Here is a 22331-nt window from a genome sequence, read left to right as displayed (position 1 = left end):
TTATAACCATTCACTTAATCAACTTAATCAACCACTCACCTAACCATCAAAACCTTATAAAGGGGGTGCGGGCACCCCCTTTTTTACGCGAATCTCAATCAAACCAAACTATAATTAACAAACAATAATTAATTATAATACAATAATCCGCGTTTCTCTTAACTCCACAACTCAATCAATTCGTTTTGCCTCACCTAAATCCTCTCCAAAGGAGAGGACTTAAAAACGAAGAGCTTATGCCTCCCTCTCCTTTGGAGAGGGTCGGGGTGAGGCTAACCACACACGCTCCCCTCATTGAGTCGTTTTTATATTTAAATCCTTTTATCAAAATGCATACACAGCAGCCAAAACAAATTGTGAAGCACCGGTGGTGAAATTACCGTTGCCATCTACAAACTGGTCGCTTTTTGATGTATTGTCAAATCTTACTTCAGGGATCAGCGTTAACGGGCCTGCTTTAACATTGGCTGTAAATGTAATGCCAGTTACCGATTCGCCGGCTGCTGGGCCTAAGCCACCGGTTGAATAAGTTCCGGTTTTGGTTGTAAAATACTCTCCTCTTAAACCCAGGGTTACCGCTTTTGATACCGCTAATTGTGGATACAGGGCTACGCCTGAAAATCCACCGGTTACCCCGTTTGATGCAGAGAAATCAGCAGCATTTAAACCCAGTTTGAAAGCACTTGTAATTTGATAGGCAGTTGTAAGGTCAAATTCTGTTCCGTAGGATGAACCGGTTACCACGTTCAGGTAGGCTGTCCAGTTTTTTACAGGGGTTACGGTTAACTGAGCGCCAAATGTATTAACCTTTCCGCCCGACTGGTAAACATTCCAGTAGTCATTAAATATACCCGCCATTAAGCTTACTTTATCCGAAAAAGCATAAGTGGCTTTTAAGCCGGCATTCTGGAACGGGCCATTGGTAAATAAATAAGAAGTTGAATAGTTGAAGTTTGCAGCAGGGCTGATCACTTCATAACCGATAAAGGTTGACATGTAACCGGCTGTCATGCTGAATTTATCAGTAAATGCATACGATACATACAAGTTTTGGATGTGGTAGCTGGAATAAGCTACACCGGTTGAATTACCCACATAAGCTAAACCCGGATCAGTATTTGGGATGGATTCCTGTTGTCCGCGGGGGCCGAAAGAAAGTTCACCCACAAATGAGGCTTTGCCCACTGATTTTTTTAATCCCAGGTCGACCATGCCGATCGAAATAGAGTTTAATTCGTTTGCAAAGCTGGTCGGGATATTTGGTTTTCCCGAAAAATCGGTTTTAAAATAGGTATCTACCGAACCGCTCAGCACTAAGGGCGCATCCCCGGTTGTTTTAATAGTATCCTGCGCGTTGGCGGTTATAGTAAGGCCTGCAATGGCCATTATGAGTAATGTTATTTTATATTTCATTTTTTTTAAGATAGAACTTGTTATTGCCAGGCATCGGTAAGTAACCCTGGTGCCTGGCAATGGCAAAATTTGTTATTTTTACTATTCACTTAATCAACTTAATCAACCACTTACTTATTAGTCAATTCATCCAAAGCAACGTTCATTTTCAAAACGTTCACTTTTGATGGTCCGAACAGGCCTAAAACCGGCCCTTCGGTATTATCAGCAATAATTTTTTCCACCTGTGCAGCAGGGATATTGCGTACTTTGGCAATCCTTGCTACCTGAACTTCGGCGCCAGCAGGCGATAAGTTAGGATCCAAACCTGAACCTGATGAAGTAACCAGTTCGGCAGGGATCTCACCACGTTTTACAGTTGGGTTATGTACCATAAAGGTGTCAATCAGTTTTTCAACGCCTTTCAGGTAATCCGGATTTGAAGGTCCTTTGTTAGAACCTACGCCGGCATCTGCCTGGTAATTGGCGGCAGACGGGCGCGACCAGAAATACTGATCCTTTGTGAATTTTTGGCCGATGTTGGCATAACCAACAACGCGCCCTTTGTAAGTAACGGTAACGCCGTCACCTTGTCCCGGTGTAAATTTTCCGATGCCTGCTATTACCAGCGGATAAAGGCCTGATAACAGCACTAACAGTACAACTGTTATTCTTAGTGAAGGCAAAAAATATGTTTTCATTTTTTTAAGATTTAAAATAGATTTGAGATATGAGATTTGAGATATGAGATTGAAACGGTCACTTTGTCTCAAATCTCATATCTAACATCTCACATCTATATTAATATTCCGACCAAAAGATCGATTAATTTGATACCTATGAACGGAACCAATACGCCGCCCAGGCCATAGATAAACAGGTTACGGCGCAATAAAGCGCTTGCTCCTATCGGTTTGTATTCAACGCCTCTTAAAGCCAATGGAATAAGCATCGGGATAATAATGGCATTAAATATCACAGCTGATAGTATAGCCGATTGCGGGCTGTGCAGGTCCATAATATTCAGCGATTTTAAGGCCGGAATGGAAACCATGAATAAAGCCGGAACAATAGCAAAATATTTAGCCACGTCGTTAGCGATAGAGAAGGTGGTTAAAGTACCGCGGGTCATCAGCAACTGCTTGCCTATCTCAACGATCTCAATCAGTTTGGTAGGGTCGTTATCCAAATCAACCATGTTACCGGCTTCTTTGGCGGCCTGCGTGCCGCTGTTCATTGCTACGCCAACGTCAGCCTGGGCCAAAGCGGGCGCGTCATTTGTACCGTCGCCCATCATGGCGACCAGTTTTCCGCCCTGTTGCTCAGCTTTAATGTAGTTCATTTTATCTTCGGGCTTAGCCTCGGCAATAAAATCATCCACACCGGCTTTATTGGCAATAAATTTGGCGGTTAAAGGGTTGTCACCAGTTACCATTACCGTTTTTACACCCATTTTGCGCAGGCGTTCAAAACGCTCGGCTATACCCGGTTTAATAATGTCCTGTAATTCAATTACGCCCAGGATCTTTTCGTTTTGTGATACCACTAAAGGGGTACCGCCATTTGAAGAGATCACTTTCACATTTTCTTCCACATCTGCAGGGAATGAATTTCCGGCCTTAAGGGCGATGTTACGGATAGAGTCGAAAGCGCCTTTACGGATGCGCAAACCATCAGGGGTATCCAAACCGCTTGAACGGGTTTCGGCCGTGAACTTAATAAACACCGAACCATCAGGCACCTTAGCGTTTACTTTAGTTTTACCGTTTTCACCCAGCTCAACGATGGATTTACCTTCGGGAGTTTCGTCAGCCAGCGAGCTTAAAACACAGGCGGTAATAAAATCCAGTTCATTTACTCCGCTTGCAGGATAAAAGTTAGTAGCCTTACGGTTACCAATGGTGATTGTACCGGTTTTATCAAGCAACAGGGTGTCAAGGTCACCGGCTGTTTCAACGGCTTTACCTGATTTGGTAATTACATTGGCACGCAACGCCCTGTCCATACCCGCAATACCGATGGCCGATAACAGGCCACCGATGGTTGTGGGTATCAAACAAACAAATAGTGAAATAAATGCCGCAATGGTAATAGGGGTATTGGCATAATCGCCAAATGGCTTTAAGGTAACGCACACGATCACGAAGATCAGCGTGAAACCCGCCAGCAATATGGTTAATGCTATTTCATTTGGTGTTTTCTGGCGCGATGCACCTTCAACCAGGGCAATCATCTTATCCAGGAAGCTTTCGCCCGGCTGGGTAGTCACCATCACCTTTATCTTATCCGACAGTACCTTTGTACCACCGGTTACCGATGATTTATCACCGCCCGATTCGCGAATCACCGGCGCAGATTCACCGGTAATTGCCGACTCATCAATGGTAGCAATACCTTCAATGATCTCGCCGTCGGTTGGGATATTGTCGCCTGCTTCGCAGATAAAAACATCTCCTTTTCTTAATAAAGAGGACATTACTGTCTTTTCTTTGCCGTCAACCAGCAGGCGGGCAGGTGTTTCCTCGCGGGTTTTGCGCAGGCTTTCGGCCTGTGCCTTGCCGCGCGCTTCGGCAATCGCTTCGGCAAAAGTGGCAAATTGTACGGTGAGGTATAAAATAATGAATATAGTGAGGTTGTAAGCAAAGCTTCCCTGTGTTTTATTGAACAGCGAGAAAACAGTTACCACCAGCATAATCGCCGCACCGATCTCCACGGTGAACATCACCGGGTTACGGAATAATAAGCGTGGGTTCAGCTTAGTGAAAGAATGCAGGAACGCCTCTTTCACCTGGTCGCGCTGAAATAATGTATTTTGATTTGATCTCATGATAATTTCTTTCTATAAATTATTTAAGTGAAAAGTGTTCAGCTATAGGCCCTAAAGTCAATGCCGGGAAGAATGCCAGTGCAGCAATTATGACGATCACAGCAAAAATCATTAAACCAAATGTTACAGTATCAGTTTTAAGTGTTCCTGCTGATTCGGGAATGAATTTTTTGTTGGCCAGGATTCCAGCGATGGCTACCGGACCAATAATCGGTAAAAACCGCCCAAGGAAGATCACCAAACCGGTACCGAAGTTCCAGAAAATGTTATTTGCTGTTAACCCTGCATAACCGGAACCGTTATTGGCCGAAGCTGAGCTAAACTGATATAACATTTCGGAAAAGCCGTGAAAGCCTGGGTTATTTAACCACGCCGACGGCTTAACAGACCAGTTTATATTCGGGTAATTCACCAACACCCATGATGCGATCATGGTACCTACCAATATTAAAAAAGGGTGCAGCAAAGCAATAAGCGAAGCAATTTTCATTTCACGCGCTTCAATCTTTCGTCCCAAAAACTCAGGCGTCCGCCCAACCATCAATCCCGATATAAATACGGCAATGATGATAAAAATGTAGAAGTTAAGATAGCCCACCCCAACCCCGCCATAAAAGGCGTTGATCATCATATCAAACATCTGCCCCATGCCGGATATCGGCATCATGCTGTCGTGCATAGCATTACATGAACCGTTAGAAGTTACAGTGGTAGTAATACCCCAGTAAGCTGAAGCGGCCGGGCCGAAACGAACTTCCTTGCCTTCCATTGATCCGCCCGGCTGGCTGATACCTAAATGCGCTATCGCCGGGTTGCCGCCAATTTCCGCCCGGATAGAAGGGATAAGCATCGACATAAATCCTACCGTCATCACGCCAAAAATCACCCAGGCCAGCTTCTTTTTGTTCAGATAATAGCCCAGTGCAAACACCAGCGCGATCGGAATAAGAACGATGCTGATATTTTCAACCATATTTGTTAAATAGTTAGGATTTTCGAGCGGGTGTGCCGAATTTGTGCCAAACCAGCCGCCGCCGTTAGTACCCATTTGTTTTATGGCGATCATAGCTGCTGCCGGACCGCGTGAAATGTGAACCGTATCGCCCTGTAATCCTATTACGGTGTCCTTCCCTTTGTAACTGGTTGGTGTGCCGTTAAAAGCCAAAATAACAGCCACTACAAAACTCAAAGGCAGTAAAATCCTGGTAACAGATTTCACCAAAAAATCCCAGAAATTGCCCAGTTTATCGGTAACCTTATCTTTCATTGCCTTAACTACCACCATCATGGCTGCAATGCCTGTTGCGGCACTAACAAACTGAAAAAACATTAACACAAATACTTGTGTATAATAAGTTACCCCGCTTTCGCCCGAGTAATCCTGCATGTTGGTGTTTGTTAAAAAGCTCAACGCCGTATTAAAAGCAAGATCAGGCGTTTGCCCTGGGTTATGATCGGGGTTTAATGGTAAATGCCCCTGGAAGATTAAACAGAAAAAAGCATAAAACAGCCAAATGACGCTGATGGTTAGCATTGCTTTTAAATGTTGTTTCCAGTTCATTTCGCGGGTAGGGTCGATGCCGCTTAGTTTGTATATCAGCCTTTCCAACGGGGCCATAAAGTCGAGCCAGGTTTTCTCACCCTTAAATACCCTGGCTATGTACATGCCCAGCGGTATGGCCAGGCCAACCATTGCCAGGTACATAAAAATGACACCTAAGATTTCAGTATTCATAATTTTTTATTTTGATGATAATTAATAGTTATTATTAAAATTTTTCGGGTTTGAGGAGCACATAAACCATATAAAAAAATACGGCGATGGCTACGATAAATAATGCGATCATGATTTTTAAATTTTTTCGAAGTAATTAACTGTTTTGAAAAAAAGCCAGAATATGACAATGAAGCATATGACGTAGGCGAGCGTAAGAATGGTGTCCATTTTTGTTTTGATTTAAAGGGCCTGGATTGTTTTTTTAGTTTAATAGTATTTATAAGGGCTAAAAAGTTTTGATTTTTATGTAGATGATATAAAGTACCGCCAGTGCAAAAAGCCATGATATGGCGATGGTTAAAACATCTTTAAAGGAGTATTTCAGTTGTTGTTTTTTCATTGTTTCCCCGGAGTTTCTTTAGAATTTGAAATCCTATATAAATATTTACAAATCAATTAGTTATACAAATATCAATGGTCACTTAATTAAATGACAGTTATCATTCAGCGGTGACTGGAAATGTTTTGACCCGGATAAAATCTTTCTCAGGGATTTGATTGATTTACTGTAGAGACAGGATATGATTATGAAGCATAATACATAAGTGAGCGCAGCTATAATATTCATTTTGTTTGATTTGATTGCAGGCACCTATACCAAGCAAATGCCACAAAAAGCACAACAACAACAACAAACTGAAAATCAATTACATAATTAAATTTTATAAAAATGAAAGGCTGGGAAAACAGCATAGGACACTATCATTTTGATAGGCTTTTATCAAAATGTAAATGGTTGGCATTTAGATTTGCTGAATTTTCAGGATTTAGGCAGATTTCTTTGGAACCTGATAGTTAAACCAGCAAAAGTGTATAAAAGGCTAAGGATTGAGAACATGAAACAGCCTGGCAATGGTTAGCCCGCAATTACGGCCTCAGTTTGCTTTTAGTTCCTGGCGTTTGGCAAGCCGTCGTACAAAATCACCGATGGTTAAGCCTTGTACCAGTATTGAAAATACAACCACGATATAAGTTACCAGTACAAATTCATCTTTATGCATGGCAGGCGAAAGGGACAAAGCAAGAGCTACTGATAATCCGCCCCTAAGCCCGCCCCAGGTGAGGATGGGCACTACATTTTTTTCAAAGCTGATCCAAAATTTCAAAAAGTAAACAGGGATAATTACAGAGATCCACCTGGCAAGCAAGACTATCAGGATGATGATCATCCCGATAAGAAATACAATTGCGTTAATTTTGATGATCAGCATTTCCATGCCGATCAGTAAAAAAAGCACGGCGTTTAATATCTCGTCTATGAGTTCCCAAAACTTACTTAAATAGTCCTGGGTAACGTCAGACATTACTTCGTCTTTGACTTTATTCCCGGTGATGATTCCGGCAACTACCATAGCGAGGGGCCCCGAAATATGCAAATACCCCGCGATAGAATAGCCGCCCATTACAATTGCCAGGGTGATTAAAATCTCGACCGCATAATTATCGATACTTCGCAGCGCTAAATAACCCGTGTATCCTAAAATAACGCCAAATAAAAGGCCGCCTACAGCTTCCTGCATAAATAATTTCACAAGGCCGAAAGCATGGAAATCGGCAGTTCCGTTTTTGGCCAGCTCAGCAATGCTGATAAACAATACCACAGCAACGCCATCATTAAATAAGGACTCGCCCGATATTTTGATCTCAAGCGATGAAGGGATCTTTGCTGCTTTTAAAATTGACAGTACAGCAATCGGGTCAGTTGGCGAGATCAGCGCACCAAATAAAAGGCAGTAAATAAAATCAATATTTATCCCGAAAAATTTAAAAAGGTACCAGGAAAGCCCCCCTACCAGGAAAGTGGAAATAATAGTACCTACGGTAGATAATATAATGATTGGCCATCTTTCCTTTTTCAGCTTATTAGCATTGATCTGGATGGCCCCTGCAAACAGCAGGAAGCTGAGCATAAAATTCATCAATGCCTTCTGAAAATCGATGGAAGCGACGATTGAAACAGCCTTTTTAGTTAACGACGGGTCGAATTTACCCACGATAGCCAGCAAAATGGAAAACAACAGCGCAAGCACCATAATCCCGATGGTTGGCGGCCATTTGATCCACCTATGGTTGACATAAGCGAAAACAGATGTTAAAACGATGGTTGCTGTTAAAATCTCGTCAATATTCATTTAACCCGGCTTAATTATAGATCTCCAACCGAATGAAGTTTGGTATTATGAGGCTTAAAATAGGAATTTTTTTCTTGAATTAGTAACCGGATCAATTACAAGTACAATCTTAATTAATTCCAAAATCATTCCATCCCGTAATCTTTCAATTTTCGGTACAACGTAGCAACGCCGATATTAAGCAGGCGAGCCGCTTCGGCGCGGTTGCCGTGGGTATGATTTAAAACCCGCTGGATATGAAGTTTTTCTATAGATGCCAGGTCGAATGCGGATAGGGAATTGCCGGCCTTTACCGGCGAAGGTTCCTGCATTTCGTAAGGCAGCAGGCTTTCATCAAGTACTGCCTCATCAGCCAATATAACCGCCCGTTCAATCACATTCTTTAATTCGCGGATGTTGCCGGGCCAGCCATAGGCTTCCAGCTTTTCTACAAACTTGTCAGTCATCCCGGTGAATTGTTTTTTGACTTTAAGGCCAAAATAATTCATAAAATACTCAGCAAGCAGTTTGATATCTTTTTTCCGGTCGCGCAATGCCGGCAGTGTGATCTGGAATACCGATAAACGGTAATACAAGTCAGAGCGGAAACCCTCTTTACTTACTTCTTCCTGTAAATTGCGGTTGGTGGCCGCCAATATGCGCACATTTACCTGGGTAGGCTTGGTGTCGCCAATTTTTAAAAACTGCTGCGACTCAAGCACACGGAGTAATTTGGCCTGCAGTTCGTGGTCCAGCTCCCCTATTTCATCTAAAAAAATAGTACCGCCATTAGCTTCTTCAAAAAGCCCTTTTTTATCTTTTACAGCACCGGTAAATGACCCGGCCTTGTGCCCGAATAACTCACTCTCTAATAACTCCTTTGTAAAGGCGCTGCAATTTACGGCAACAAATGCCTTATTGTGGCGCGGGCTGGCCTGGTGTATCGCCTCAGCGAATAACTCTTTCCCTGTACCGGTTTCTCCTAGGAGCAAAACGGTAGTATCGGTTAATGCAACTTTTTGCGCAAGCTTGATCACTTCGGTTACCGCCGCTGATTTACCGATCAGCCGGTCGAAACCGAATTTATCATTCAGCTTTTGTTCCAATTCCTGTACACGGTATTGCAACAAAGCCTTATCCATCGCTTTGCTCACCAGCGGGATGATCTTTTCGTTATCATCACCCTTGGTTATATAATCAAACGCGCCCGATTTAATAGCTTTTACGCCATCATTTATCGTCCCAAATGCCGTTAAAACAATAACCTCGGTTGCAGGGCGTATTGATTTTATCTGCAGGGTAAGATCGATACCATTATAATCAGGCAGCTTTACGTCACTAATAACAACCGGAACATTCTCCTGCTGGAGTTTTTTCAATCCATCTTTTCCATTGGCAGCTACCAGCACATCATACCCTTCAAGTTGCAGGATCCTGGCCAGCAGGTTACGCAGGCGCTCCTCATCGTCAATTATTAACAGCTTGTCCTTTTGCATGATCAAAAGGCAAAAGTGATTATTAATTTCGGAATTCGGAATTTTTCGCTTGCGGTTTATTTTTAATGGCGCTCAAGAATGCTATGCAGTTTCGATTTCGGAATTAAAGATTTTCTGTCAATTTCGACGAGCCTGCCGGTAGGTAGGAAACGAGGAGAAATCTATACAGGCCTTATTCCACCATGCAAAGCTGTGATGCATGTGTATAGATTTCTCTCCGCCTCCGGGCGGATCGAAATGACAAAATCTTAAATTAAAATCCCAAATCCGAAATTAAACCTTCGGCAGTTTATACCCGTTATGGTATTCCTTCATCAGGTATTCCCGGTTTACTCCTTTGTCTGTAAATTCATGCGCAGCATCATTCCATTCCAGTTTTTTGCCGGTGCGATAGGCAATATTTCCCATTTGCGCAACGGTAGCCACATGTGCGCCGGCCTGGATGGGGCAATGCAGATCCTCCATCTTGCGCGATTTTACCACGCTTACAAAATTCTCCCAATGCTTATCCAGCCCGTTATCTGACGAGGCCACAAATGGCTTTGCCACCTTGCTTTTGCTTTGCCGCTCTTCAATAACTTCCCAGCCGCCACGGTTTAGTATCAGCGTACCATTATTGCCAATATAAGCAATCCCATGGTCGCGGTTGTAGGAGCCATTATCAATACCCATGGCCGAATCCCAAACCATATTGAAGCCGTCAAATTCATACAGCGTGGTTAAGGTATCGGGCGTTTCTTCATACAATTCGGGGTAAGCAAAACGCCCGCCCAGTGCCGATACCGATTTAGGCACGGGCGAATTCATCCCGAGTAAACCATAATCCAGCAGGTGAACGCCCCAGTCGGTCATCAACCCGCCTGCATAATCCCAAAACCAGCGGAAATTAAAATGGAACCGGCTTGCGTTAAACGGAACCGTTTTTGCCGGGCCGAGCCAGCCTGCATAGTTAACGCCGGCCGGTGCAGCACTGTCGGCTACCACCGGGCCGGGTTTCATCCAGCCCTGGTAACACCAAACTTTTACCGTACGGATATTACCCAGCTGACCACTGTGTACAAAGTCTACCGCATCCTTAAAATGCTGCTGGCTGCGCTGCCATTGGCCGGCCTGTACTACTTTGTTATACCGTTCCTGCGCCTTTACCATCGCCCTGCACTCGCCTATGGAGTTGCCTACCGGTTTTTCAACATAAACATCTTTTCCCGCTTCTACCGCATGCATCATAATCATGGCGTGCCAATGGTCGGGCGTGCCAATTACCACGGCATCAATATCTTTTTGATCCAACAGCGCCTGGTAATCATCATACCGCCTTATCTTCGAGGTATCATAGTTCATTTTGGCCAGGTCGGCCATCCGTTTGTCCATTACATTTTTATCCACATCGCAAATGGCCACCAGGTTTACGCCGGGCACTTTTAAGGCGGCGGTTACATCGGCCCAGCCCATGCCATTGATGCCGATAGCGCCAATGTTCAGCTGGTCGCTGGGCATCATCCGGTTTTTAAAAATAGCAAAGGCTTTATTGTTAAAGGTTGAGGCCAGCAGGCTGCCCCCGGCCACTATGGCCGATTTTTGCAAAAAATCTCTTCGTGAACTCATTAGTTTAATTTATATGGTTGCGATAAATTTAAACTAATTTTATGGATGCCCGATGATACTTTTGATGCAATTAACAGGGTAAAATGTTAACCCTTTTCAGATTTTTGGTAACATCTTTGTTATTGATGCTAAAATCTGTCGAAAAATTAAAACATCCGCTTTCAGCTTTATCTGATTCTGACATAGGTGTCGCCAAAACCGTCGCTGATAAACAAGTCGTCAATGAATAAGGTGTCATTTTTGATAGAAATGCTGCTTCTCCAGTCGCCGATCTTTAAAACATCAACTTTTTGTGTGGGCGTATAATTATAGCCTTTTATGATGGAATAGCTGCCCTGGATGAGCAGGGAATCGTTTTCAAAGCGTTTATAAGTACTGTCAGCATAAAATTCATCCCTGAAATTATTACCTGTGCTTTGGGGAGTATAGGTAAAACCGCCTATCCCTCCTACTGATCTTACCCAGCGCCATTTACCGATTAAAGCGTTTGAAGGTAGCTGGGTAGATTTTTTGCAGGATACGGCGGTCAAAATGATTAATGCAAGTACCATAGAAACGAATGTTCTCATAAACAGCAGGTTAATTGGAGTGATTACGTGGCTGTCAGCAATTACGATACAGGGCGATAAAAAAATATCATTTATTAAATAATTGGCCGCAACTATTTGGGGAGGATAGTTTGTAAATATTCAGTTTGAACAGCGGCTTTCAATTTCAAAAAATCACCGTCAATGATCAGCAATTTTACCCCGCTTTGGGTAACGGAACGATGGGAACTTAACTCGTCAGATACCATATAGCTCATCCCCGCGGTTAATTGAAAACTTTCGCCGGTTTCCAATTCAGTGGTAAACGCACCTTCCAGGCAGTGTACTATATGGCCTTTCCGGCACCAGTGATCGGCCAAATAACCTTCACTGTATTCAACTATCCTTACCCGCAAAGCCTCAAATTGCAGGGTTTGCCACCAGGCAGCGCCGGTAGTTCCGGGGTGCGTTGTTTTGGCAACATTTTCCCAGTTGATTACCGGGAAGGGTATATTTTCAGCATCCATCCGTTTTGTTCCGGATGACTAAAACCCTCTGCGGGTTGCCCTTGCATAACGCCTGAAACGCCTGTCTTCATAAAAATCGTTCACCACCAAAATGGAGTGGATGATGCCCGGGATCCAGAATAAAAGTGTTAAAATAATGTTCAACACAAACGACCCCATTCTGCCGGTGGTCAATATGGCTATCGGCGGGCACAAAAAGCATAAAAAGTAACGCATGATCATTGAGTTAATATGGTTGTTCCTATTCGCTATGATATTAAAATGCAGGGTTTTGTTACGGATAAAAATAAAAAATTTAGTTGAATAAGTTGATGGAGAGGATGGCTGATTGAGTTGTTCATAGTTCATGGATCATAGTTCGTGGTAAAAAGGGGTACAGCATATTTGCTGCAACTTTTAAACTTTCCAACATTACAACCGTACAACACCTAATAAAATTTATCTTTACCCGTATTCGTTTTCACAATTTATGATCATTGTTATCCAATGTACCGACCAGGTGGGCCTGGTAGCCTCTATAACGAAAGTTATGGCACGCGAGCAGCTTAATATCGTTTCGATGCGCGAGCATGTGGACCAGGCACAAAACCGCTTTTTTATGCGGCTGGAAGTATCCCACGAAAGCGACCCCGAACACCTTGAAAGGAAACTGCGTGATATCCTCCCTGCAAACCCGATTGTGCATATCAATCCGCTTCCGCAAAAAAGGGTAGTTGTGATGGTTACCAAAGAATACCATTGCCTGGCCGATATTTTGATCCGCAATTATTACGGCACGCTGGGCGCTACAGTAATGGCAGTTATCGGCAATCACGCCGTGTTGGAGGATATCTGCAAACGCTTTGATATGCCCTTTTACGCTGTGTCGCACGAAAATATCAGCAAGCCGGAGTTCGAAGAAAAGATCGCGACCATTATTGATCAATACGACCCGGATTATATTGTACTGGCCAAGTTTATGCGGATTTTATCCCCGGCACTGGTGGAAAAATTCCCGATGCGGATCATCAATATCCATCACTCTTTTTTACCTGCCTTTATCGGCGCAAACCCCTACAAAAAAGCTTTTGAGCGCGGTGTTAAACTGATAGGGGCCACTGCACATTTTGTATCCAATGAACTGGATGAAGGGCCGATCATCGCGCAGCAAATTATCTCTGTAAACCACTCTTACACCGTGGCCGACATGGTAAAGGCCGGTAAAGAGATTGAAACTGCCGTACTGGCAACCGCCCTTAAACTGGTTTTTGAAGACCGGGTGTTTGTGTATAAGAATAAAACAGTGGTGTTTGATTGACGGGAAAGAAACGGGGGTAGAGACATGATGCATCACGTCTCTACGACGGCGCTGAATAGATAAAGCCTGATTTCCTTTAATTGCAATCAAAAATCCGATTCGTTTTTCTCAATTGAACGAATGCCTGAATTCCAAAGGCGAAAGCTTTGTTTTTGTTTTGAATAACTTACTGAATGATTGCGGGTGTTCAAAGCCCAGTTCATACGCAATTTCGCTTACGGATAACCCGGTAGTAGATAATCTTTCCTTTGCTTTTTCAATCAGTCTGTCATGTATATGCTGCTGCGTGCTCTGCCCCGTTAATGCTTTCAACGATCCGCTTAAATAACCCGGCGATACGTTTAAGGCATCGGCAATGTACTGAACTGTAGGTAAACCTTGTTTTACCAGGGCATCGCTGTTAAAATAGTCATCAAGCAGGTCTTCCAGGCGGGTAAGGATGGCATGATTGGTTATTTTGCGGGTGATGAACTGGCGGTTATAAAACCGGTTTGAAAAATGGAGCAATAACTCCAGTTGGGCAATGATGATGTCCTGGCTGAATTTATCAATATTGGAATGATACTCCTGCCGGATGTTTTGCATAATGCCGATAATGGTTGCTTCCTCTTTTTCCGACAGAAATAAGGCTTCATGTACCGAATAACTAAAATATTCGTATTGCTTGATGGCTTTGGCTAAATTAGTATGCCATAAAAAATCGGGATGGATGAGTAACAGCCATCCCGATCGTTTTATGGCTTTATCTTTATCATCTGTTTCTATTCCAAAAACCTGGCCTGGCGAAATAAAGAACATCACGCCTTCATCAAAATCATACTGCTGCTGGCCGTATTTTATTTTGGCATTAAAATCTCTTTTCAGCGAGATGGAATAAAAATCAAAGACCAAATTGATCGGTTCATGGCCGGGCGAAGGCTTGATGGTTGCCAGATCGATCACACTGATCAACGGGTGCTCCGGTTTGGGAAGCCCCATCACCTGGTGGTATTCGCTTATCGTCCTGATCCTATGAGGTTGGATGTTTGCCATATCACAATATACTTATTTTTGGTTGTAAACGGCTGCAAATTCCTTTGCGAAATCTGCCAGCTTTATTTCACCTAAAACCGCCGGTCTATTCCGGTAAAGATCTGCGGTTAGTTCGCCGCTATGCTGGGCTGCAAACATTTCGGCCATACCGGCAGCAATCTTCGGGTTCATCCCAATAGATTCCAGCCGACCCTGCATTTGTTCATTGGAGACCAGGATCCATTTCAGATCCGGCTTCCCAATGGCTGCACCTAAAATACTTGCTGTTTCGTTGCCTGTAAGTTCGTCGCTCACCACGTACCTTATTTTTCGGCCAACAAGCGGCGTTTCCAGTTCTTCGACAACTGCGGCAGCAATATCTATCGGCGAAACCCATACCAGCATTTCATCGGCCCCATAGTTGGAGGCGATCATCCCAGTATTTTTGATCATCGGCACAAAGCTGAATAAATTGTAATAAAAGCCTACGGGGCGCATAAACGTGATGGCAACATCTGCCAGTTTATCCAGGATGACCTCCACGTTATGATGCGCCAGAATAAGACCGGAATTTTTATCCATATGCGCCCCGATACTGCTGAGGTGAACCACCCGCTTTACGCCGGACAGCCGGATAGCCTGCACGTAATTTTGGGCGATATTGCTGCAATAGGCTGTCAGGTCGAAGTTGGGGTCGAAATAATTACCGCCCATCACCATGGTGTAAACGGCATCTGCACCGGCAAATGTTGCGGTTAAAAAATCAGCGTCCTCTATTGAACCGATGGCCGCGGTGGCGCCTAATACTTCGATGTCCTTTTGTTTTTCGGGGTTACTGCTGATCACAGTAACCGCATGCCCTTTTTGCACTAACGTTTCGGTCAGTGGTTTTCCGATATGTCCTAATGACCCTGTTAATATAATCTTCATGGTGTTCTGTTTATTTGATATTACAAAGGTGCATATCGGTAAATAGGCAGATGTAACCGGATCTGCTGTTGTTGTAGCCAAAACAGCTTTTAATTAGTAAACTTGTACATTCGTCAAAACCCAAAACATCATGAGTTCACGCCGCAATTTTGTAAAAACCACTGCCGCAGGCTTAGGCCTGCTTACTTTGCCGGGTATTTTAAGCGCTGACCCCCGAAATCCATTAGAAAAGAAAAAGATCGTTTGTGTTGGCGCTCATCCTGACGACCCGGAAAGCGGCTGCGGGGGAACGCTGGCCAAGCTCGCCAATGCAGGGCACGAGGTAACCATCATTTATTTAACCACCGGCGAAGCGGGCATTCCCGGCACCGGCCATGATGAGGCCGCCCGCATCCGCAAACAAGAAGCAATTAATGCCTGTAAGATACTAAACGCAAAACCTGTTTTTGCCGGGCAGATAGATGGCGACACCTTTGTGAGCAACGAAACCCTTAAACATGTGCAGGATTTAATAGCAGCCGAGAGGCCCCACCTGGTTTTTACCCATTGGCCCATTGATTCGCATAAGGACCACCAGTGCGCCAGCCTGCTCACCATACAAACATGGGTGCGGAGCGACAATAAGTTCCCGCTGTATTTTTTTGAGGTTTGCGTAGGTGAACAAACTATGGGCTTTAAACCGACCGATTTTATTGATATTACCGATACCCAGGAACAAAAACGCAAATCAGTTTACTGCCACACCAGCCAGGATCCTCCGGGCATTTACGGCTGCGGGCATGCGTCCATGGAAGAGTTCCGCGGTCGCGAGCTGGGCGTAAAGGCCGCCGAAGGTTTTGTAAGGATGACAGGAAAAGGCATGGGCGGTTTTTCTGCTTAGGTTGCAGTTGTTGTAAAGGGTGTAAAGGGTGTAAAAAACACGAATGTCCTGTCAACCATAAATTGACCAACGTCAATTTACAAGTTAATTGAACGCAAAAGAGCACAAAAAGGGTTTACAAAGGGTTTACACATTCAGGGATTTTATATTAGTAAATATCTGATAATAAGCAATTTGCGCACTATCAGGGTTTACACTATTTTACATAACCTCTCCCGGTATTTTTAAGCCGTTCTCATAAAGCCTGAACGTCAATTTTAGATTGACATCTCACTAACTGTTTTTACCATGAACTATGATCCATGAACCATTAACTACCTTTAACTAATCCGGTAGGCAAGCCGTCAATACTCTGCATATTCTTTTCGGCCTTGTACGTTTCAAGCGCCTCTGCGCCTTTACTGGCGACCCATTTTGGCATGGTATCCCGTTCGCCCCCGTATTGATAGTAGGGCACCACATAACCGCAGGAAGTTTGTACCATATCAATATCGGCCACTATAATTTGCCGGGTCGACATGACGAGGTTAAAGTTTTGCGCCAGCGCTTCCCATTCTTCATCGCCCGGTATTACGGAATATCCTTTGCCGTAAAGGCGCAGGATCATCGGCGGGCCGTCATAAGCGCAAAACATAAAGGTGATCCGGCCATTCTCAAGGATATGCGCCGAGGTTTCGTTCCCGCTCCCGATAATATCCATATAAGCCACCCGGTTGGGTGATAACACCCGGAAACAATCCATTCCCTTTGGCGACAGGTTAACATGCCCATCGGCACTCAACGGCGCCGAAGCCACAAAAAACATTTTTTGTTTTTCAATAAACGCCTTTTGCTGTTCAGGTATTTCGTTATAAAACTTGCCCATAATTTTAATGCTGATCAAATTTAGAGATATTTTTTTTCAGGCGCGGAAAATAACACCCGGCCCCCCTTTTTTACCCTGAATTTGATAATAGTATAACAATTGGCCGGTTTGTTTACCATTTATTAATATAACGGTAATATACAGATGCCTTGCCAAACCTATTTTTGCGGTTAACACTTCCCCCCCGATCTATGATGGCTATTTATTCCTGTAAACACTTTCTGAACATTAAAACAACAACAACCCTATCTATTGCCTTGCTTTTTTGCCTGGCCTTATTAATCCCCGCAACAGGCTTTTGCCAGGCCAAAAATGCTTCAACAATAGAGTTGATATTTACTTCGGATGCCCATTTTGGCATCAGCCGCAAAGCTTTCAGGGGCGATAGCAACGTAATTTCGGAAAAGGTAAATAAAGCGATGGTGGCCCAAATGAACAGTTTGCCGGGCTTAACTTTCCCTGCCGATAACGGCGTTGATGCCGGTAAAAAAATCGATGGGATTGATTATTTAATTGAAGGCGGGGATATTGCGAACCGGATGGAAATTCCGATCCAGAGTGCAGCCACTTCATTTGCCCAGTTTAGCGAAACCTATTTTAATGGGATAACCCTGAAGGGCCATGATCAAAAGCCGACACAGTTTTTGATAGTGCCCGGCAACCACGATATTACCAACGCTATTGGCTTTTATAAACCGATGCAACCACTTACCGACCCAAGTTCAATGGTTAATATTTATAACCTGATGCTGAAACCGGCAAAACCTATGACTAACGAGGCTTATAACTATACTACCGATAAGATCAATTACTCAAGGGATATAAAGGGCATTCATTTTATGTTCATCACCCTTTGGCCCGATTCTGCCGAAAGGATCTGGATGGAAAAGGATATCAATAAAGTTGCTAAAAACACCCCGGTAATAATTGTTAGCCATGACGAGCCCGAAAGTGAGGCCAAACATTTTACCAACCCGGCCGCTCCGCATGATATGAACAAACAAAACAAGTTTGAAAACCTTGTTACCGAGTATTACAAAGAGGGCAACGCCGCCGTAAAAGGCCAAACTGATTTGGAACAGCGCGGCTGGGTTAAATTCCTTAAAGCGCATCCCAATGTAAAGGCGTATTTACATGGCAACACCAATTTTAACGAGTTTTATACCTACCAGGGCCCCGATAAAGACATCTCGCTCCCGGTATTCAGGGTTGATTCACCAATGAAAGGGGAAATCTCATCAAAAGATGAAACCAAACTGTCTTTTCTGCTTATTTCAATTGATCCGGTGGCCCTAAAACTAACTGCAAGAGAATGTTTGTGGGACACCAACCCAACCGCCCCCACAGCCAAAGTAATTTTCGGCGAAAGTAAAACCATATCGCTTAATTAAAGATACCGGAGGTATAGCAACAAAAATATTACGATAAATTAACTCTTAAACTTTTAGTTGATGGGTTTATTATCCTTATATTGCTGCATCCAAAGCCTTTTTGAATGCGTTATATTTTTACATTCCTGCTGCTTACCGCGTCAATATTAATACTAAAAGCCCAAAATCATGGAACAGTAAAAGCAACTGTATTTGACTCTTTAACAAATCAACCCATACCGCTTGCCACCGTTTCGGTGCTTGAGCTGAAAGATTCTTCGCTGGTATCTTATACCGTTACCGATAAAAACGGTGTATTTACGTTACGGAACCTCCGCCAGGAGCCGTCCCGCCTGTTGATCTCACACGTGGGGTATCAGAGCAGGCATATCAGTCTGAAATTTAATAGCGAAGGCCTCATTGATCTTGGTAAAATACTTCTAAACACAAAAATGTTAACCGAAGTAGTGGTTAAGGGCGAGCGTGTCCCCGTCATCATTAAAAAAGATGCCATTGAATTTGATGCCGAAGCCTTTAAAACCCGGCCCAATGCACTGGTTGAAGATTTGCTCCGGAAGTTACCCGGCGTACAGGTCGACCTTAACGGTCAGATAACCGTAAACGGCAGGGATATATCGAAAATAAAGGTGAACGGTAAGACGTTTTTTGCGAACGATCCCACCATTGCCACGCGAAACCTGGAGGCAAATATGATCTCGAAAGTGCAGGTGTATGACGACCGGGATGACGACCCGGATCACCTGGTCCCTGATTACCAGGTTAAAAAGATCATCAACCTTAAATTTAAAAAGAAATTTGCCAAAGGTATATTAAGCACATTAGGCGTCGGCGGAGGTACAGAGGATAGGTATGCCGGTGCAGGTTTTTTAGCAAAATTTCAGGATGACCTCCAGTTAAGCGCCAGGCTTGGCGCAGACAACCTCAGTAACACTGGCTTTTTCACCGGGAATTACGGCGGATTCAATACGTTTCAGTTTGGCAATGGCGGTCTCAACAAAACAAACTCTGGTAACCTTGATTTCACGAAAGACATTACTAAAAAATTAAAATTGCATATCGAATACCGGTTCAGCAACACCATCAGTGATAATACCACCCATTCCAGGATACAGCAAAACATCAGTGATACGATGTTTAACACCCTGACAGAAAACATACAGCACCACAGGGCAAATGAACAAACGCTTCACGCCGAAACAGAATGGAAGCCTGATTCACTCACCATTATCAGGTATGTACCAGACCTGGCATATAGTTACAACAACAGTAAAAGCAGCACCGGCAGTATTAAATCAAATACCTATTTCCCGCTGCTGAATACTGATACCAGCAGCAATCGTGGCAGCAGCAGTTCGTTTCAATACCAGCACAGCCTTAGTTATTACCGTAAATTAAACAAAAAAGGGGCTTCAATAACCATCGGAAACAGCGTAGGCATACATCCCGAAAACAGCCTTGATTTTAATACTGACAACCTGCTATCCTACATCGCCGCTTTAGCATCCGATACCCTGAGGCGCTCGGCAAAAAATACCAGCAACGATATTTCTGCCGGTTTAAATGTTGCCTATCATTATCCTATCACTAAAAAATTGTCCGGCGACATTGTGCTGATAGGTTTACACGACCAAAACAAAGGCGATTTGCTTACTTATGATGAAAACCTGAAAACTGGCCTGTACACCATATTCCTGCCCGACCAAAGCAGCAACCTTATCCGCAACCTTTGGGGAGAGAGCGTGATGCCGCAGCTTACTTATAATTTCACCGATAACATATCCATAAAGGCGGGCGTTACCGCGCTGGGCCAGCAAATTGGCAATCACTTTAACAGCTATACCAATGATTTGAACCAGAACTTTTTCTATACACTGCCGTCGGCGGAAGTACATGTAAATGATTTTACTTTAAGTTATAGCGAATCGGTGCAGCAACCATCCATCAATAATTTGCAGCCCATCACCATTGTATATAGCCCGCTTTATACTTTTATAGGTAACCCCGATCTAAAACCCACCTATTTTAATAACATCAATTTGGAATACCGCAAATACAATTATCAAACCCATCTGAATATTAACATCAATTCGCATATCGTCATCGAAAAAAACACCATCGTTAATGAGCAGACCATCACCCCGGAGGGGGCTAATATTACCACCCCGATAAACCGGAATGGCCGGTTCACTGCCTACTTAAACGGCAACTTCAGCATGCAATTTAAAAAGCGTAATAAATGGCAACTGATGCTTGTATCGAACCTTTCGGCGGCTGCCGGGCATAATTTTTTCATTGTGAATGGCCAGAACGGCTTTCAAAATACCCAAAATATCATTTTCAAGCCCGAGCTTGACCTTGATTGGAACGATGTTGTGACACTTGAACCTTCGTACAATATTAACTACGCCATTACCAAATATCAGTTGGTTAATTACCCCAATACTAGCTTCACTACGCAAGGAGCAGGTATGGCCGCAGATGTAAGCCTTCCGGTAAATTTTAGGTGGAGAGTAAGCTATAATTATAACTACAACCCTTTGGTAGCCCCCGGCTTTCAGCGGAGTGCCAATTTACTCGATCTTTCCATCTCAAAGCGGATCCAGAAAGATGGCAAAGGAGAGATCGGGCTGATCTGTTATGATATGTTAAATCAAAATGTAAGCTTCAGCCATTACGTGGTTGCAAACAGTATAAACGATGTTCAAAACCAGGTGCTTAAACGTTATGTGCTTTTAACTTATACCTATCATTTTAATAAGTTTAAGTAGTGAAAGGGATTCACAGCCATCAGGGAAATCGCGTTTAAAAAAACCGGCATATTTAATTGAGGCTAAAGCCATTTTTATTGCTTCAATTTACCCGTTGGCTAAAGCCAACGGCAATAAATGAAAAGCCATGCTTCCAAAATTCATTGCCGTTCCTTTTAAGGAACGGAAAAAGTAAACAAAAAGATAAAGGCTTTAGCCACATTTTGAGCGGCAAGTTTTAAACGCGATTTCCCTGTCACGGCCCTGACATAAAACATTATTTTTAGTATTATTGTAATAATTATCCACTCACAAGGTTAACGGTATGCAATTATCAGATCTGGATTTCTCGAAAACATATACCTATGCCGATTACTTTAAATGGCAGTTTGACGAGCGCCTTGAACTTATTAAGGGCAAAATATTTACAATGAGTCCGGCGCCAAGCCGTTCACATCAGGAAATATCACTGGCGATAACTTTAAAAATCGGCAACTACTTAAAAGGAAAACCTTGTAAAGTGTACACTGCACCTTTCGATGTACGGTTGCCCCGTTCATCCAAAGAAGACAATGCAATTATTACAGTTGTTCAGCCAGATATATGCGTCGTTTGCGATCTTTCAAAGTTAGATGATCGCGGCTGTATCGGTGCACCGGATATAGTTGTTGAGATACTTTCTCCCGGCAATAATAAGAAAGAACTTCGCAATAAATATGAGGTTTACGAAGAAGCCGGCGTAAAAGAATATTGGATCATCCATCCAAGTGAGCGCACATTTCTAAAGTATACGCTTGATGACAAAGGGCTTTTCCAGCCTTCAAGATTACTTATAGCCGGGGATGAGCTAACTTCAAATGTATTGCCGGGTTTTTCAATGGATATTAACGAGATCTTCGAAGAAAATTAAATATCAGCCTTCGGAAGTCTTTGGGAATTACAAAAAAG

The 22331-nt window shown here is 43.4% G+C and carries 19 protein-coding genes; 5 read left to right on the top strand and 14 right to left on the bottom strand.

Going from position 1 to position 22331, the window contains the following annotated elements; genetic code table 11:
- Positions 1-324: 324 nt before the first annotated feature.
- The 11 genes from MgSA37_RS04775 to MgSA37_RS28740 form a co-directional block, all read right to left on the bottom strand.
- Entirely contained in the window at positions 325-1413 is a 1089-nt protein-coding gene (locus MgSA37_RS04775) for a porin (protein ID WP_096357285.1), read from the bottom strand.
- A 110-nt stretch (positions 1414-1523) separates the two neighbouring features.
- Positions 1524-2093, bottom strand: coding sequence for a potassium-transporting ATPase subunit KdpC (gene kdpC, locus MgSA37_RS04770; protein ID WP_096350091.1), 570 nt, complete (start codon positions 2091-2093; stop codon positions 1524-1526).
- Between the two features lie 95 nt (positions 2094-2188).
- Positions 2189-4219, bottom strand: a complete 2031-nt coding sequence (kdpB, locus tag MgSA37_RS04765; RefSeq protein WP_096350090.1) for a potassium-transporting ATPase subunit KdpB — start codon at positions 4217-4219, stop codon at positions 2189-2191.
- A 19-nt stretch (positions 4220-4238) separates the two neighbouring features.
- Complete coding sequence (gene kdpA, locus MgSA37_RS04760; protein ID WP_096350089.1) at positions 4239-5954, bottom strand: potassium-transporting ATPase subunit KdpA; 1716 nt, start codon at positions 5952-5954, stop codon at positions 4239-4241.
- Between the two features lie 34 nt (positions 5955-5988).
- Entirely contained in the window at positions 5989-6066 is a 78-nt protein-coding gene (locus tag MgSA37_RS29685; RefSeq protein WP_091380852.1) for a potassium-transporting ATPase subunit F, read from the bottom strand.
- Between the two features lie 805 nt (positions 6067-6871).
- Complete coding sequence (locus tag MgSA37_RS04750; protein ID WP_096350088.1) at positions 6872-8128, bottom strand: cation:proton antiporter; 1257 nt, start codon at positions 8126-8128, stop codon at positions 6872-6874.
- A gap of 125 nt (positions 8129-8253) precedes the next feature.
- Complete coding sequence (locus MgSA37_RS04745; protein WP_096350087.1) at positions 8254-9603, bottom strand: sigma-54-dependent transcriptional regulator; 1350 nt, start codon at positions 9601-9603, stop codon at positions 8254-8256.
- Positions 9604-9876: 273 nt separating this feature from the next.
- Positions 9877-11208, bottom strand: coding sequence for a Gfo/Idh/MocA family oxidoreductase (locus tag MgSA37_RS04740; protein WP_096350086.1), 1332 nt, complete (start codon positions 11206-11208; stop codon positions 9877-9879).
- A gap of 167 nt (positions 11209-11375) precedes the next feature.
- On the bottom strand, positions 11376-11777 hold the full coding sequence (locus MgSA37_RS04735; protein WP_157750437.1) for a hypothetical protein: 402 nt from the start codon (positions 11775-11777) through the stop codon (positions 11376-11378).
- 92 nt (positions 11778-11869) lie between these two features.
- Complete coding sequence (locus tag MgSA37_RS04730) at positions 11870-12262, bottom strand: DHCW motif cupin fold protein (RefSeq protein WP_096350084.1); 393 nt, start codon at positions 12260-12262, stop codon at positions 11870-11872.
- A gap of 18 nt (positions 12263-12280) precedes the next feature.
- Positions 12281-12610 (bottom strand): YqaE/Pmp3 family membrane protein, encoded by a 330-nt coding sequence (locus MgSA37_RS28740; RefSeq protein ID WP_197706088.1) that lies wholly within the window; start codon positions 12608-12610, stop codon positions 12281-12283.
- 121 nt (positions 12611-12731) lie between these two features.
- Between MgSA37_RS28740 and purU the strand changes: the two genes are divergently transcribed.
- The gene (gene purU, locus MgSA37_RS04720) at positions 12732-13559 is read left to right on the top strand and encodes a formyltetrahydrofolate deformylase (protein ID WP_096350083.1); all 828 of its coding nucleotides are present in this window, start codon (positions 12732-12734) and stop codon (positions 13557-13559) included.
- 108 nt (positions 13560-13667) lie between these two features.
- On the opposite strand, the gene MgSA37_RS04715 is transcribed toward purU, so the two are convergent.
- Positions 13668-14591 carry a helix-turn-helix domain-containing protein gene (locus MgSA37_RS04715; RefSeq protein WP_096350082.1) on the bottom strand — a complete coding sequence of 308 codons (924 nt, stop codon included), beginning with the start codon at positions 14589-14591 and terminating at the stop codon, positions 13668-13670.
- 12 nt (positions 14592-14603) lie between these two features.
- Positions 14604-15500, bottom strand: a complete 897-nt coding sequence (locus MgSA37_RS04710; protein ID WP_096357279.1) for an NAD(P)H-binding protein — start codon at positions 15498-15500, stop codon at positions 14604-14606.
- Positions 15501-15630: 130 nt separating this feature from the next.
- Here MgSA37_RS04710 and MgSA37_RS04705 point away from each other — a divergent pair, with 130 nt between their 5' ends.
- A complete protein-coding gene (locus MgSA37_RS04705; RefSeq protein WP_096350081.1) occupies positions 15631-16380 on the top strand; it encodes a PIG-L deacetylase family protein in 750 nt (249 codons plus the stop codon).
- Positions 16381-16690: 310 nt separating this feature from the next.
- Here the strand turns inward: MgSA37_RS04705 and MgSA37_RS04700 are convergent, their stop codons facing one another.
- On the bottom strand, positions 16691-17263 hold the full coding sequence (locus tag MgSA37_RS04700) for a pyridoxamine 5'-phosphate oxidase family protein (RefSeq protein WP_232010785.1): 573 nt from the start codon (positions 17261-17263) through the stop codon (positions 16691-16693).
- 173 nt (positions 17264-17436) lie between these two features.
- Here MgSA37_RS04700 and MgSA37_RS04695 point away from each other — a divergent pair, with 173 nt between their 5' ends.
- From MgSA37_RS04695 to MgSA37_RS04685, 3 genes are all read left to right on the top strand, one after another.
- Positions 17437-18636 (top strand): metallophosphoesterase family protein, encoded by a 1200-nt coding sequence (locus MgSA37_RS04695; protein ID WP_096350079.1) that lies wholly within the window; start codon positions 17437-17439, stop codon positions 18634-18636.
- 104 nt (positions 18637-18740) lie between these two features.
- Entirely contained in the window at positions 18741-21404 is a 2664-nt protein-coding gene (locus MgSA37_RS04690) for a TonB-dependent receptor (RefSeq protein WP_096350078.1), read from the top strand.
- 304 nt (positions 21405-21708) lie between these two features.
- Positions 21709-22293 (top strand): Uma2 family endonuclease, encoded by a 585-nt coding sequence (locus MgSA37_RS04685; protein WP_096350077.1) that lies wholly within the window; start codon positions 21709-21711, stop codon positions 22291-22293.
- The last annotated feature ends 38 nt before the right edge of the window (positions 22294-22331 follow it).

It is taken from the genome of Mucilaginibacter gotjawali (assembly GCF_002355435.1).
Taxonomy (GTDB): Bacteria; Bacteroidota; Bacteroidia; order Sphingobacteriales; family Sphingobacteriaceae; genus Mucilaginibacter; species Mucilaginibacter gotjawali.
Note: the sequence above shows the minus strand (reverse complement) of the source record. Positions and strands in the feature narration are given on the sequence as shown.

Excerpts from the sequence above, each read along its gene's own strand:
- MgSA37_RS04705 (WP_096350081.1), top strand. The coding sequence starts at position 15,631 with ATGAGTTCACGCCGCAATTTTGTAAAAACCACTGCCGCAGGCTTAGGC.
- kdpA (WP_096350089.1), bottom strand. The coding sequence starts at position 5,954 with ATGAATACTGAAATCTTAGGTGTCATTTTTATGTACCTGGCAATGGTT.
- kdpB (WP_096350090.1), bottom strand. The coding sequence starts at position 4,219 with ATGAGATCAAATCAAAATACATTATTTCAGCGCGACCAGGTGAAAGAG.
- kdpC (WP_096350091.1), bottom strand. The coding sequence starts at position 2,093 with ATGAAAACATATTTTTTGCCTTCACTAAGAATAACAGTTGTACTGTTA.
- MgSA37_RS04775 (WP_096357285.1), bottom strand. The coding sequence starts at position 1,413 with ATGAAATATAAAATAACATTACTCATAATGGCCATTGCAGGCCTTACT.
- MgSA37_RS04745 (WP_096350087.1), bottom strand. The coding sequence starts at position 9,603 with ATGCAAAAGGACAAGCTGTTAATAATTGACGATGAGGAGCGCCTGCGT.
- MgSA37_RS04735 (WP_157750437.1), bottom strand. The coding sequence starts at position 11,777 with ATGAGAACATTCGTTTCTATGGTACTTGCATTAATCATTTTGACCGCC.
- MgSA37_RS04685 (WP_096350077.1), top strand. The coding sequence starts at position 21,709 with ATGCAATTATCAGATCTGGATTTCTCGAAAACATATACCTATGCCGAT.
- MgSA37_RS04730 (WP_096350084.1), bottom strand. The coding sequence starts at position 12,262 with ATGGATGCTGAAAATATACCCTTCCCGGTAATCAACTGGGAAAATGTT.
- purU (WP_096350083.1), top strand. The coding sequence starts at position 12,732 with ATGATCATTGTTATCCAATGTACCGACCAGGTGGGCCTGGTAGCCTCT.
- MgSA37_RS04740 (WP_096350086.1), bottom strand. The coding sequence starts at position 11,208 with ATGAGTTCACGAAGAGATTTTTTGCAAAAATCGGCCATAGTGGCCGGG.
- MgSA37_RS04750 (WP_096350088.1), bottom strand. The coding sequence starts at position 8,128 with ATGAATATTGACGAGATTTTAACAGCAACCATCGTTTTAACATCTGTT.
- MgSA37_RS04695 (WP_096350079.1), top strand. The coding sequence starts at position 17,437 with ATGATGGCTATTTATTCCTGTAAACACTTTCTGAACATTAAAACAACA.
- MgSA37_RS04690 (WP_096350078.1), top strand. The coding sequence starts at position 18,741 with ATGCGTTATATTTTTACATTCCTGCTGCTTACCGCGTCAATATTAATA.
- MgSA37_RS29685 (WP_091380852.1), bottom strand. The coding sequence starts at position 6,066 with ATGATCGCATTATTTATCGTAGCCATCGCCGTATTTTTTTATATGGTT.
- MgSA37_RS04715 (WP_096350082.1), bottom strand. The coding sequence starts at position 14,591 with ATGGCAAACATCCAACCTCATAGGATCAGGACGATAAGCGAATACCAC.
- MgSA37_RS04710 (WP_096357279.1), bottom strand. The coding sequence starts at position 15,500 with ATGAAGATTATATTAACAGGGTCATTAGGACATATCGGAAAACCACTG.
- MgSA37_RS28740 (WP_197706088.1), bottom strand. The coding sequence starts at position 12,610 with ATGAACTATGAACAACTCAATCAGCCATCCTCTCCATCAACTTATTCA.